The sequence below is a fragment of the Myroides sp. genome, assembly GCF_032073645.1.
In the GTDB taxonomy this organism is placed as follows: Bacteria; Bacteroidota; Bacteroidia; order Flavobacteriales; family Flavobacteriaceae; genus Flavobacterium; species Flavobacterium odoratimimum.
This window is the reverse complement of the sequence record NZ_DAMANB010000027.1, coordinates 31,206-45,300: the sequence shown is the minus strand read 5'-3', so window position 1 is coordinate 45,300 and position 14,095 is coordinate 31,206. Positions and strand designations below refer to the sequence as shown.

The 14,095-nt window shown below is 35.5% G+C and carries 13 protein-coding genes; 4 read left to right on the top strand and 9 right to left on the bottom strand.

Features of this window, described 5'->3' with window-relative positions; translation table 11 throughout:
• The first annotated feature begins 161 nt into the window (after positions 1–161).
• Positions 162–1,550 (top strand): dipeptidase, encoded by a 1,389-nt coding sequence (locus tag RT228_RS16165; RefSeq protein ID WP_071307172.1) that lies wholly within the window; start codon positions 162–164, stop codon positions 1,548–1,550.
• A 266-nt stretch (positions 1,551–1,816) separates the two neighbouring features.
• Here the strand turns inward: RT228_RS16165 and RT228_RS16160 are convergent, their stop codons facing one another.
• Positions 1,817–2,740 carry an AraC family transcriptional regulator gene (locus RT228_RS16160; protein ID WP_313138806.1) on the bottom strand — a complete coding sequence of 308 codons (924 nt, stop codon included), beginning with the start codon at positions 2,738–2,740 and terminating at the stop codon, positions 1,817–1,819.
• A 126-nt stretch (positions 2,741–2,866) separates the two neighbouring features.
• Between RT228_RS16160 and RT228_RS16155 the strand changes: the two genes are divergently transcribed.
• Positions 2,867–3,172 carry a cupin domain-containing protein gene (locus tag RT228_RS16155; RefSeq protein WP_006257542.1) on the top strand — a complete coding sequence of 102 codons (306 nt, stop codon included), beginning with the start codon at positions 2,867–2,869 and terminating at the stop codon, positions 3,170–3,172.
• A 44-nt stretch (positions 3,173–3,216) separates the two neighbouring features.
• On the opposite strand, the gene RT228_RS16150 is transcribed toward RT228_RS16155, so the two are convergent.
• From RT228_RS16150 to RT228_RS16135, 4 genes are read right to left on the bottom strand one after another with little or no spacing between them, the layout of a single operon-like run.
• Positions 3,217–4,467, bottom strand: a complete 1,251-nt coding sequence (locus RT228_RS16150) for a glycosyltransferase family 4 protein (RefSeq protein WP_313138803.1) — start codon at positions 4,465–4,467, stop codon at positions 3,217–3,219.
• A 3-nt stretch (positions 4,468–4,470) separates the two neighbouring features.
• Positions 4,471–5,418, bottom strand: coding sequence for a HipA domain-containing protein (locus RT228_RS16145; RefSeq protein ID WP_313138801.1), 948 nt, complete (start codon positions 5,416–5,418; stop codon positions 4,471–4,473).
• Entirely contained in the window at positions 5,411–5,746 is a 336-nt protein-coding gene (locus RT228_RS16140) for a HipA N-terminal domain-containing protein (RefSeq protein ID WP_025125596.1), read from the bottom strand. Before RT228_RS16140 ends, RT228_RS16145 begins: the two co-directional genes overlap by 8 nt.
• A complete protein-coding gene (locus RT228_RS16135) occupies positions 5,743–5,949 on the bottom strand; it encodes a type II toxin-antitoxin system Y4mF family antitoxin (protein ID WP_006257546.1) in 207 nt (68 codons plus the stop codon). The genes RT228_RS16140 and RT228_RS16135 overlap by 4 nt, the downstream gene beginning before the upstream one ends.
• Positions 5,950–6,187: 238 nt before the next feature.
• Here RT228_RS16135 and RT228_RS16130 point away from each other — a divergent pair, with 238 nt between their 5' ends.
• The gene (locus RT228_RS16130; RefSeq protein ID WP_006257547.1) at positions 6,188–6,769 is read left to right on the top strand and encodes a tRNA-(ms[2]io[6]A)-hydroxylase; all 582 of its coding nucleotides are present in this window, start codon (positions 6,188–6,190) and stop codon (positions 6,767–6,769) included.
• 49 nt (positions 6,770–6,818) lie between these two features.
• Here RT228_RS16130 and RT228_RS16125 read toward each other — a convergent pair whose 3' ends face one another.
• The 3 genes from RT228_RS16125 to RT228_RS16115 all read right to left on the bottom strand — a co-directional run bounded on the left by RT228_RS16125 (position 6,819) and on the right by RT228_RS16115 (position 9,530).
• Positions 6,819–7,286 carry a hypothetical protein gene (locus RT228_RS16125; RefSeq protein ID WP_006262686.1) on the bottom strand — a complete coding sequence of 156 codons (468 nt, stop codon included), beginning with the start codon at positions 7,284–7,286 and terminating at the stop codon, positions 6,819–6,821.
• Positions 7,287–7,511: 225 nt separating this feature from the next.
• The gene (locus RT228_RS16120) at positions 7,512–8,138 is read right to left on the bottom strand and encodes a DUF6266 family protein (RefSeq protein WP_006257549.1); all 627 of its coding nucleotides are present in this window, start codon (positions 8,136–8,138) and stop codon (positions 7,512–7,514) included.
• A 312-nt stretch (positions 8,139–8,450) separates the two neighbouring features.
• Positions 8,451–9,530, bottom strand: a complete 1,080-nt coding sequence (locus tag RT228_RS16115; protein WP_286399832.1) for a hypothetical protein — start codon at positions 9,528–9,530, stop codon at positions 8,451–8,453.
• Between the two features lie 445 nt (positions 9,531–9,975).
• On the opposite strand from RT228_RS16115, the gene RT228_RS16110 reads away from it, so the two are divergent.
• Entirely contained in the window at positions 9,976–11,550 is a 1,575-nt protein-coding gene (locus RT228_RS16110) for a hypothetical protein (protein ID WP_313138794.1), read from the top strand.
• A 204-nt stretch (positions 11,551–11,754) separates the two neighbouring features.
• Here RT228_RS16110 and RT228_RS16105 read toward each other — a convergent pair whose 3' ends face one another.
• Positions 11,755–14,088, bottom strand: coding sequence for a hypothetical protein (locus tag RT228_RS16105; protein ID WP_313138792.1), 2,334 nt, complete (start codon positions 14,086–14,088; stop codon positions 11,755–11,757).
• Between the last annotated feature and the right edge of the window lie 7 nt (positions 14,089–14,095).

Here is a 14,095-nt window from a genome sequence, read left to right as displayed (position 1 = left end):
GGCGTGTCTACCAATTTCACCATACCCGCGAAATCTAGTGGAACATCCTGTTCCTTTAAGACGTTGCAAATATACAACAGGTTTTTTTATCTGCAAGAAAAAAATTGTATTTTTTTATTCTTAGCTTTGTGAGTAACAAAATCAATGTATCCTTTTATATTATGAAAGATTCAAAACAATTTGTTCAAGAAAACAAGCAACGTCTTTTAGATGAGCTAATTGAACTATTAAAAAAGCCGTCTATCAGTGCTGATAGCGCTTATTCTCAAGATGTAATCAACACTGCTGAAGCAGTAAAAGAAAGTTTAGAAAAAGCAGGATGTGATATAGTAGAATTATGCGAAACACCTGGTTATCCTATCGTTTATGGTGAGAAAATCATCGATCCAGCTCTTCCTACAGTATTAGTTTATGGACACTATGATGTGCAACCTGCTGATCCTATTGAGTTATGGACTTCTCCTCCATTCGAACCTGTAATCAAAACAACAGATCTACACCCAGAAGGAGCAATCTTCGCTCGTGGAGCTTGTGACGATAAAGGGCAAATGTATATGCATGTAAAAGCGTTCGAATACATGATTGCTAACGATGCATTACCATGTAACGTGAAGTTCATGATCGAAGGAGAAGAAGAAGTTGGTTCTGTAAGTTTAGGATGGTTCGTAAAAAGAAACCAAGAGAAACTTAAAAATGACGTTATCTTAATCTCTGATACAGGAATGATCTCTAATGAGCAACCTTCTATCACAACAGGATTAAGAGGATTGAGCTATGTAGAAGTAGAAGTAACTGGACCTAACAGAGACTTACACTCAGGATTATACGGAGGAGCTGTAGCGAACCCTATTAACGTATTGACGAAGATGATTGCTTCTCTTCACGATGAGAACAACCATATCACAGTACCAGGATTCTATGATAAAGTAGAAGAGTTATCTCGTGAAGAAAGAGACGAAATGGCTAAACGTCCATTCTCTTTAGAAGACTACAAACAAAAACTTGATATTGACGATGTATACGGAGAAGCAGGTTATACGACTAATGAGCGTAACTCTATCCGTCCTACATTAGACGTAAATGGTATTTGGGGAGGTTATACAGGCGAAGGTGCTAAAACAGTTATCGCTAGTAAAGCTTTTGCTAAAATCTCTATGCGTCTTGTACCAAACCAAGACTGGGAAGAAATCACGGAACTATTCAAAAAACACTTCGAAAGCATCGCTCCTGCAGGAGTACGCGTAGAAGTAAAACCTCATCACGGAGGACAAGGATATGTGACTCCTATCGACTCTATTGGATACCAAGCTGCTTCTAAAGCATATACAGATACATTCGGAGTAACACCTATTCCGGTACGTTCAGGAGGAAGTATTCCTATCGTAGCATTATTCGAAGAAGAATTAGGTTCTAAATCAGTAATGATGGGATTCGGATTAGACACTGATGCGATTCACTCTCCTAACGAACACTTCGGAGTATTCAACTACCTAAAAGGTATTGAGACTATTCCATTGTTCTACAAATACTATACTGAAATGATGAAATAATCCATCATTAACTATAATACTAGAGCGGGTAAGAAATTACTCGCTTTTTTTATGCCTTTTTTATTCCCCTTCATTCTAGTGATAACAATAAAATAGAATCATAATCGCATACTGATTGCATTAAAAACGACCAAAAATATGCGACCACTATGTAATCACTATCCGATAACTATGCGATAAGGGCATAAAAAATACCATAACAAGTACCCTGACAGCGTCTTCTGTACTCCATTAGTTTATATTATTTTGTCGTACTTCAAAGTAGGTTATATAAAAGTACTAGGCGACACACCGAACTTCTTTTTAAACATCGTAGAGAAGTGTGCATAGTTCTTATAGCCAACTAATCTAGCTACCTCTTCTATACTATAGGTCCCCTTAGAGAAGGATGTTAATAAACGATATGCCTCATTCATTCTAATCTCTAATACATACTCGTGAATAGTCATCCCAAAGCACTGCTTAAATCCTGCTTGTAGTTTCGTACGGTTCATTCCTATGCGCATGGCTAATTCTTCTATAGTATGTTTTAGATGACTTTCTTGCTCTAAAAGCGTCTTTAGATCATATAATCTACTTATATCTTGAGCATGTATGCGCTGAACGTGTTTTTGGTCTACATCAGATTGCACCTGATTTAACTGTAATGCCAGAAGTAACATTACTTTACCCTCGATAAACAAATCTTTTACCATACCCGTATAAGGACACATATTGATTTCATAAATGAGCTGTTTCATCTCAGGAGTAATTGTGAAACTATCGTCTCCTAATACGGCGATTTCACTGAGAGACATCTTTTTTAAGAATTGATAGCTCTCCTTAGACTCCTCTTTCAAGTTACGGGTTAACCAACTTTCTTCTATTTCGATCTCACAGCTTATAGCACTATCACATACAGGATCATATAGATAACCATCTAATACAGGCAGATAAAACAAGGTACACTTTCCTACTTCTGTATAGATAGATGACTTCTGCTGATAGCGTGCCTTGTACTCCGTATATCCCTTATCTAGCTCATAATGGAGTTGTATATATGGCTGTTCCTTATACACATACGTCTTACTCGCAGTCTGTTGAGTACTCTGATAGAAGTGTAGATCCAAGTCTTCTGTACACAATTGTCTATGCAGCTGTACATATCCTTCTCCACTTCTACAGTCATCAAATCCTAATCCTACTCTCATACACGATCTAATTATTGCAAAAAACGAACATCATACTGCAAAAACCAGATGTATACCTCTTTAGCTTTGCTTAGTTGTTTTTACTAATTCTAAATAACAAAGATAATACTTCTAAAATAGACTCAAATGAATAAAATAAACTTAGCCCAAGAATCAGATTCTCTAAAAGACTTTTGGCAGTTAAAGAACTTAGGAAATATCAATGATCACACCATCAATTTAATAAAACTACAAGGAGAGTTTGAATGGCATTCACATGACCATGAAGACAAACTATTTATGGTAGTAGATGGAATCCTAGAACTTCACTTTAGAGATAAAGTAATTACTCTTCACCCTAACGAATGCATTATTGTCCCAAAGGGAGTAGAAAATAAACCTGTAGGAAAAGAAGAAGTTACTCTGATGCTTTTTGAACCTAATAGGATGTAGTAGATAGTGAGTTGTTGTCGCGGATTTTTATAATCCGTGGCCCCCTATCTACTCGTTTTCTCTTGTATCCACATCCCAAAGAATTTACTACTCTGTACACTGTGATGTCTTAGTACCTCACTTATAAAGTTGGCTCTACGCGTCTCTTTTAGATTGCTAAACATGGTATTGACAGCACTATAAAATAAGTCTCCATAATACTTACTATCATAATTAGCCTTGATAAGCTTCACACCATATTCTTGCTTCTCTTTCCATAAAGATTCCGTTGTATAAAGCTCAACTGCTCTATCTACGAATTCTTCTACATCATCTGTGATAAAACCGTTCCATTTATATTCCCCACGCATTGCCTCTCCACCTACAGACGAAGACACAGAAGGTGTACCCACTCTCATAGCATCAATAAACTTCCCTTTAATCCCAGCTCCAAATGGTATAGGAGCTAACATCACTCTAGCATCACTAATGACCTCTAGGGCATCATCTGCTCTACCGTGTACTAAGAACTTCTCGCGCTCATTGTGTAGTTGCATCACTTTAGGAGAAGGGTAAGCTCCATAAATATGCATTCTTGTCTGCGGTAACTTCTTGCGCAACAGCGGCCATATTACAGTCTTTAGCTTCAAAACAGTCTGCCAATTCGGCTCGTGAATAAAGTTCCCTATAAACACAAAGTCCTCTCTCTCCTCATATCCTTTCCAATTACTAATATCCTCTGACGTAACCTCTTCTTCCATAAAAGGGATAAACAACAACGCATTTGGTAATATATGGAACTTCTCTACCAATAACTTATATTCATATTCTGATATAATCAAAGTCAAATCACATCTCAGTATACTAGCTAGCTCACGTTTAGTACGTTCACTATATAAATATTCTTCTATATCCTGACCTCCTTTTTTCTGCATCTCCTGACGAGCAAATCGAAGGAAGTGTAAGTCTTCCGTATCTAATATTGTCATCGCATCAGGACATTGTTCTGTCACACGCCATCCGAACTGCTCCTCTATCATAAAGCGGTCATACATCACTACATCAGGCATCAGATCAGCTAATACCTCATCTGTACGCACATCATTTAACCACAGCTCTACTTCAGTCACCCCATAACAAGACAAATCATCACTCACCTCAGACTTCTTCGCTGTACTCCCGAAGTAGATCTGCATTCCCCAATCTTTAAAACATTGCAGTAGCTGAAGCATACGCTTCCCTGCTGCAGAGGATTTAGACTCTGGCCATACAGGTCCTATAACTAATATTTTCTTTCCGGATAAATTGTGTTTCATAAACTATTGCTTAAGTCTTTCTATCTGTGTATGTATTGTAAGAAGATAATCTTTCTTTAAATCCTCTGATAAGAACGATTTATTGATAAGCTCCACTGCTTTTTTATTCCATCCTTCTATTCTAGAAAACACATTGTTTACCTGTTTTTTATTCAACTTCAATACTTCTGCGAAGCGTTCAAAGTATGCTCTATTTTGATTCTTCTTTTTGCCTCCTAAATTTAAGGCAAAGTCATCCTTATCTTTAGGTAGAACTATTTTTACATTTAACAAATCATACGCAGGTGATAATCCCCACACATTATCTATACATAACATAGAAAAATTCTTTAAGTGCATATCATTGTTCCCTATAATAAAATTAAAAACAGCCAACTCAAAGAAACGCATCTTATCTAATGCTGTATAAGATGATAATTCTCCTATCTCCTTACCCACTTGCTCCATTGTGCCAAGATACTTATCTTCTAATTCTAGGATCTGCAAGAAATCAATCATGTGCAGTTTTTTGCTATTTGCAGTTCTATCCACTCTTTTTATTATATAACACAACTCTCCTGATGCCATTCTAATTAAGCTAGAAGACACTACGTTGATATCAAACAACTCTGCCAAACGCATAGACAGATGTTCATTCTCAGGCATCTGTATATAGTTTTCGTTCTGTGGTTTTAATATGTAGAGTCCCTCTAAGGCATCCAAAATAGTCATTCTACCAGACTGTCCATCACCTATGTTTTTTTCTACAACACCCATTGATAATTTTGGTTGTACACCAGGAACGGTCACAGATCGCTCTACAACATTTTTAGCTAATTGTGCTATTTCACTCATCTCGTAAGACAAAACAGGAGCTACTACAGTTCCAAAAAAGTGTTTAGCACAGGTATCGTGATATTCTTGTTGAGTTTCATCACTAAGTACTTCATAACAATATAAACATCTACTCATCTTCTTCATTTATTATAGGATGTACACTTACGGCACCGATACAATTTTGACAACATGCTAATAAAAGCCCCATACGATCATTACTCTGTATTTTCCAGCTTTCAGTAGCAATGTTTAATAGCCATCCTTCAGGTATTAACCCATCAAAAAAAGGAAATAATCGATTACTTCTATAAACTTGTTTACGAACAGGCATCTGAAAGGTGATGAACTGCTGCCCATACTTCTCTATATACTCTGCTAGATATTCGAATACATATTCTCCCTGATCAGTCTCCGTTAATACTCCTGCATTAACAGAATCATACTTAACTAATGCCCTTCTCATAATTCCTTAGTATTTATAGGCCCTAGAGTATGTCCAAACATGATAAGTACTTCATTTACCTTAGCTAAGCTTAAATTATCTTTCCCTTGCTCTATCTTTCTAATAACAGTCAATGCAACTCCAGCCTTATCAGCTAACTGCTCTTGTGTTAAACCAACCCTTTTGCGGTGTTCTTTAACAAACTCTCCTAATGATGTGCTCATATACTCCAGAATTAAATACAATGAAAATCTTAACTCATATTATATGTAATAACATATAATTATACACAAATATACAAAACTATATGCAATTACATATAATCAATCTCTAAAACATCATTTTATATGCAATAACATATAATACAGACAAAAGCAACTCTCTTATAACGATAGGATAATCCAATAATACAGTATGTTACTACCTAATAATTGCTATTTTTGCATAAAACGAAAAGGAATTATGCTTGGATTAAAACTATTAACAGACCCTCGATGGGCAGATATCGCTGAGTCTAACTTAGAAGAGATATTAACGGACCACTGCTGGTGTGAACAAAAAGCAGCTACGAACGCCATCACACTGATTACGTATAACTCAGAGCACGAAGATTTAGTGACTGCTATGACAGAGATTGCTATCGAAGAGATGCAACACTTCCAGATGGTACACAACATCATTAAAGAACGTGGATACACACTAGGCAGAGAACGCAAAGATGACTATGTAGGTCAACTGTATAAATTCTCTAAGAAAGACGGTAGCCGTAATGAGTGCTTCATTGATAAACTACTATTCGCTGCGATGATAGAAGCGAGAAGTTGTGAACGTTTTAGAACACTATCTCAAAACATCAAAGATGAAGAGCTAGCGAAGTTCTATCATGAACTAATGGTATCAGAAGCAAATCACTATACTACATTCTTAAAGTTCGCTAAGAAATACACAGAGAAAGTAGATGTAGACAAGCGTTGGAAAGAATGGCTTGAGTTCGAAGGAGAACTAATCCAATCTTATGGAAACAAAGAACACATACACGGATAATAGTAAAGAGCTTCAGCTAATAAACTGAGGCTCTTTACTTTTACAATATCTAGAACCCCATTTTCAACTTTGGATATACACTATCATTCCCACTAAGGCGTATTTTGATATTCAGATTAAAGCCTTTTATTACAGGTATCCTATCCTCATTAAAGGGGATACCGTATCCCAGTCCTATATCCATCAGATTCAATAATGATATCCCTACTTGTGGCTGTACATGTTTGGTAGAGGCTTTTGCCCCGTAGAACAATAGTCCATTACTCTTTGTAACATCCACATACGGCAACCAATGCCATTCCTTGTGATAAGGAGTAGCCAATACACCACCTCCTATGAAGAGCCATCTCTCATTAGAACTCAATACATCATACTCCACTCCTAACTGAATCATGCTATGCGTTCCTTGATTATACCCAACATTAAATATAGGTTTATAATCAGAATTACTGCGTTGTCCCCAGCCAGATACAGTCATAAGACAAACTCCTAAAACAATACTTAATTTACTCAGCATAAGAATTCTATATTTTTAGAAAACATCAAATCAATTATACACTAATATAACGACTAAAATAGTATGTTACCTTTTGCACTAAATATTTTGAAATACACAAAGAAAATTAATATTGACTAACGTTCTAAAAAGAACTATTTTCTTTTTATGAAAACACAGTATATATGCAAAGATAAAGAAAGCCTGAGTTATCCCCAGGCTCTTCTTTATTCATCCTTACACAGTCTACACTACACTTAAGAAAGCACTTGTACTGCTATACTTCTTAGCTTCATCTACTATGATCAACCACACTGAGTTATTCTTAGCCCACTCAGCAGGGATATTAGCAGAGATAGTCCCTGCCTTACGATTAGCCTGATTCTCTATCACGTAGAACTGGTTAGCATCTTGATTATACACCACGAAGACCATATCATCTTTCTCCTTTGCCAATCCTATTCCTACATCAGACTTCCAATTCACAGTAAGTTTAGCATTCTCTATCTTCACATCACTTACGATAGGCACAGGCAATACCCCTTTAGTGATCACTACCTTAGCGTAGTCTATTGCTAAGTCACCATCTTTCTCTATTACCGTTTCTAATAACTGATAAGACATCGCTAAGTTGGTTCTAGACTTAGCCCCTTGATACTCTCCGAAGTACTTCCCAGTCAATTGATTCAACGGAGATAAGAACTCTGCTACTAATTTAAACTTTGCACGTTGTTTTAACTGTCCTTCCGTTGCAGGTTTACCACTCTTTTTTGGCAAGCTTCGGATAATGTTTTTACCTCTCCAGTTTACCCCTACTACAGTACCTACTTTTCCTTGTACTCCTCCTAAAATTCCTTTTTTAATTTCTGCCATGATTTCTAATTTTTTAAAATGGTTATTAATTATGATATCAGATTATTACTCAGTAGCTACTCTATCGCTTAATCTTCTGATACAAATCTATTTCATATCAAAAACTTTATTTTAAATCATGACTTTTTTGACCACACATGACCTATTCTAGTCACTTATGGTCGCATATAGTGGGACACTATACGCCACTTCTTACATCAGATCTACATCTAAACTAGTAGATACAGAAAAGCCTTACTAGTATAAAACAGTAAGGCTCTTCTTCCCTTTAAAAAAAATGTAAACAATTCTTCTTTCTATAACGTTACTCTCTTAGAATTTCTTAACAGCTTCTGTTGTAGTAAAATACCCATTAAATAATAACTTCATCTCCTTATCACCGAAGGCTTTAAAATCAAATACCCCTTGACTCTCAACACCTTTCTTTCCAGCACCAACCCCATTATTTGGTATTACTAATCCTTTCGTTTTTAATGTAATATCAGTCAATCGATCTTCATTCACTTCATATGATTGGGCATCTTCCCCTTCTAACATCAAAAACACACTTCTTACGATCCAATCACTTGAATCACTTAAAGAAACACGTTGACCAAAATCAGTAATTTGATTCTTACTGTTCAATTTAATCGTCGGGTTTGGAATCCAAACTGTAATACTCATGTTATTAGCAGCTTCTCCATTTATATTCCAAACATTGATTTCTACAGCATTCATCGTTTTTCCATTTAAGAGATACACTCTGTCTTTAACCCCAGATTTATACTTATACTGGCTTACGTCAAAGGTTAACTCATGAATCTCATAATTTTTACCCCCTATCCAGAAGTAACTCGTGTCAGCTAACACCTCTACAGTGACCTTATTACTCTCCTTATAGCCTTCGCCACCTCTTGCTACGAAAGTGTACACACCTACCTCTGTCGGAGTATATTCAGCTCCCTCTATCTCTGTTCCACTCTCTACATGGTATATTTTAGCAGCTACAGTCTCTTTAGAATCATTTAATACGTCGAATACGATTTTGTTTCCTACGATTAACTTGCTCTCCTTTACCGATAGATTTATATTTACATAAGCTTTCACTTTAATATCTACAGCCTTGCTAGAAGTATACCCTGCCTTCTTCGCTACTACTTTAAAATCACCTGGTTTCATAAACTCATATAGTGCATTCACCTGTGTCTCATTGATGAAGATTCTAGCACCTTTCACTTCTTCCCCTTTTTGGCTTTCTACCTTTATAGATACCTTATCACCTACATAGTAATTCTTCTGTTCAATTTTTACGACTAACTCACCCAATTTTTCATCATCTACCACAGCATTATCATCGCTACTACACGAGGCTAATAATGATAGACCTAGAAATAAAAATAAAATTCTCTTCATAACTTTTTTAAATAAATAATCTTAATTACAAATTAACAAAATTCACTTTTTATTAACTAAAACAAATCAAATATGACACATATCAATTGCATAATTTTTAAACAAACCTCTCTAATTGATAGAATTTTAACGAAAAGAAAGCCTCTAACAGAGAACAAATAATAACACTCATCACATATATCAGAACAATTAATTATACTATTCAAATATTTCACACACTACTTCTAACCGACAAGTAGTCAAATTCTTCTTTAAAAAAATATTTTACCAACTATTAATCAACTAATTAACAACTAAAAAAACTCTTTAAACCCTATTTTCAATCATTGTACTTATTATCATTACTTTCATTAGAAAATGATGAAGATAATTCCTATCTTCATCTAACGATAGAGCCAATAATTACTTACTTTTGTTATAATAAAACATTACTAATTCACCGATTATGAAGTTTATCCCTCTAGCAGAGATAAAGCACTTATTACCAGAGGACTGTTGGTATAAGCATGAGAATCTAGACTTGCCGATCTTATATTACGAAGGGCACCAGCAGTGGGAAGACCCGCTAAACCTAGATACCATCTCTGCCCAACATTATACTGATGACCTTATCCCGTTTATTCTTATAAATGGCAATCTTACTGTACCCCAAATTTTCAATGCTAATACAGAGATTTCTACAGGACTAGTCGTACTAGGTAGCCTTACTACTAATAATATAGCAGTAGGAGGACAAGGTATCTATGTCAAAAGAAATCTAAGAGTAGCAGAGGTATTCTGGGGTGATTATAATCATGGAGAACTTATCGTAGGAGGTACCATACGCGCTAGACTGTTTATCAATACAGACTATGGTGTAGACGACTATCGCTTCAGTATGAAAGATCGCATAGAGATAGACTTCTTGCTAAACCATGACTTAGAACGAGACGTAGCAGAGCCTACAGTCCTATTCCATTTGATCAAACCAGAATTCTTATATACACGAGAGGAACTAGATGATACCATATATTCTTGGGCGAATTGGTTGCGTACTGATGCTATTTTACAATCATTCGCTCAGAACCAATCCATTCTACTAGAAACGCCTAATCCTGCCTATGCAGATGAGAAGTACCCATTTGCGTTTGCGAATAAGGAGGTGAACCTAGACAACCTAATGAAGCTAGCAGGTGGTAGCATCTTTAATCAAGATCATATCCCTACTGGAGAAGAGATCGTCATAGACTATGCAGAAGAAGATATGTATAAGCGTATCTCATTTACGAATGGGAACTCGTATACTACATCTGTGTACTTCCAGTACCAAGACCTATATGCTATGCTAGTTACCATAGAGAAAAAAAAATCTCTACTGCCATTCTCTAAAGACTACGCCTTACAGACCTTCTATAGATACCCTACGGAGCTAGATCAGACTTGGCAACCGATGGTGAATACCAGCATAGCCGAATCGCTGACCATCGAATGGGAGAAACTATTAGTAGAATACAGTGATATGATCGGTATCTATAATAAGAAACAGAAGATCATCACCGTAGCCAACTTTAACGATATCATGAAGCGCCCTGTCGTACAGCGACTAGGTCAGCGATACTATGAGAAGGAAGACTCTACGATATACTACTGTGGACAGCAGTGGAGATTCAGACTAGAGGACAGAGCTGCAGGTCATGCTCCACGTATCACGATACAGAACTACCTCGGCAAAGGCAAAAATGGAGAGAACCAATACGAGTACTTCCACTACGAGCTAGAGCAAGACCCTGACCCAAAAGGCAAGCCGTACATACAGCTGTATTACCAACGTGAGATCAGCCCAGAGGCAGATGTATTTTTCTTAGAAGTATCTACGCGCAGACGTATGCTAAAAGCGATTAACTACTTCGTCTATCTACAGAAGTACATCGAACGCGTATGGATAAAAGAAGAGGTCATCCTCACTGAGGAAGAAATAAAACTACGCGAAGCTAAAGAGAAAGGTAACACCTATCTTAAAAGCATCCTAGGACACCGATAATAAAAAACGAGACCAGTGGTCTCGTTTTTTTTATTATGTTTAAAATTTAGATAGAATCTTCTATTAATACTAACATTTAAAGAACTATCAACCCAATAATCTATATTTAAACTTTCTCCTAAAACTAGTTCTACCTCTTTTGTTTTCTTATAATCAAAAACATCATTTCTACTATCTCAAAATGAGGTTCTACAAATACTTAAATTAATTAAATTTGTAAACATCACCATTACGTTTAAACTCCTCTAATAACATTATTGCTTCTGTATGTGACAGCTTACAATGTTGAATAAACATTAAGTACACATTAGCGTATTCGTTATAAATGTTAGTTGCAAAAATGCCTGTATCATCACTTCCAATGACTATTGGAGGTACTCCCTCTCCTTCTTTTTTCCACTTAACCCAATTCCACAAATGATAGGTTCCGAAGTTTTGATGGAAACCTATACGAACATTACTCATAGGTAGTGTTTCAATAACAATCTCATTTCTATTCATCATCCTAAGAACAGCTTTCTGCACTGTGCTTACTCCACCTAACGATAGAAACTCATCTATTTGAACCTCTAGTTTTTTATTATACTTTGCATCATATTCCTTATTATGATAGTCCTCATAGATAGTTCTTACCTCTTTAGAAATTGTTTTTTTAAGATTATCAACTAACTCTCTCTCATCATCTAAAGGTATAATATATGATTCTATAGATTCCCCATGAAAACCAAAATGTATAGGACAATAACCTCTAACCTTCCATCCTTCTATAATTATTTCTATAGGTAAATAATTGCCATAAATCTCAAAATACAGTGACTCTGCTTTGTTTTTAATTAAATTTAGTTTAGAATACAGAGACTCAATTTCATACTTTTTAATCACATACGACAAAAAAACAAGGTCATCAAGATAATCTCCGCTACGCATTAGTATCTTATCTCCTACAATACCTCCCCAATAAACAGCATCTAACCCCAACGCAACAGCATGTCCTATACGATCTCCATGAGTCAATTCACAAAACAAAATAGCTTCATAAACAGCCCTAATACCTGTAACTATGTGATAAAAATCTTCTCCTGCATGATAGGTAAAGTGTTTAATACCCGAATTACGCATCATTCTGAATACTGGACCAAAAACTTCGGGAGGGGTATCAAACTCACTTGATGCTGCATCCACCCCTACCATTTGTTCTTTAAATTTTGTATCGTTAATCATCGCACTTCTAAGTGCATGCCCTTTTTTAAATAATTTCTTTCTTAAACCATAATATCTAACATAATCATCCCTGTCTTTTTCCTTTTCCTTTTCTTTTATAAAGTGAGCTATTAGGCATAAATCTGATTGTACTGCAGATTGTTTCTCAAAACCACTCCAACCTTTATTTATTTTACTTACAGATTGGTACCATGCATTATCAGTATCTTTAGGAGACACCCTACCTTCAATAAATTTTAAATAATTAAGATCATTACCCGCAAACTGGTAAAAACGTCTATTAAAACTACTTTCACTAAATTCTCTTAATTCATTTAATGTAATCTTCTGAAACTGTTCAAAGCCATTCTGGTGTAGCTGATGCACTAATAATCTATTACTTAAACTATAAACTAATAAATAAGAATATAATAATTTAGCGACACACTCATTCCCATTCCTTAATTCGATAAATAACTCCGTCAACATTAGACATTCTAAAGAAGCATAGTTCTCTTCCTTAATATCACTACTACCGTCAAAAATACCTTGATAGGGATGACCTACCTTCGTACACATCTTATCTTGATTTATAAATACATCAGACCACAAACTATCACATGACTTTGTATACTTCCCTACTCCTTTAATTGCCATTAGATATTCGTATAGTTCATTTCTTAGTGCTTTAGCAAGAGTTAAGTATTCAAATACTTTCTTAGGGGTAAAGAAAAGCCCCTCCTGACTAAATTGTTCAAGAGGTTTTTCTTTTCCATTTACCTTTTCTAAGTTTTTGCTTATTTCAAAAGGATACTGTATAAAATCCTGCCATACCTTATCTGCTTCTAAACTGCCATTAAGGTGAATATGTAACTCATCTAATCCTCCCCATTCCTTCACTTTTTTTTCCAACTGTATCAAATGTGGAGAAAGCAACATCGTATATTTTGTATTAGGCAAAATATACTCTTTCCATAACTTCTCTCTATCTATAATAAATAATCTGCTCAACTTAGAAGCTATTAGAATACCTGGAGGGATAAATGTAATCGTCTCCTCCCACTTAAAGAACATTTCTTTATTCACATAAAGACGATTATCACGTAGCTCTAATAACTCATTACTTAGATCACCTAAACCATCCGAAAGTAAAGTACAATAAGATTCAAAATAAGCTTTTCTATCTTCCATCTGTAGCCTATACAAATGATCAGGCTTACGTACATTATTTTTACGTAACTCTAATAATACAGACCGCTTAATCTGTTCTATTTCCACAAATTTACCCTCACATAGATCATCAAAAGCTTCCGTATTATTAAATAAATACTTTATCATACTTGAT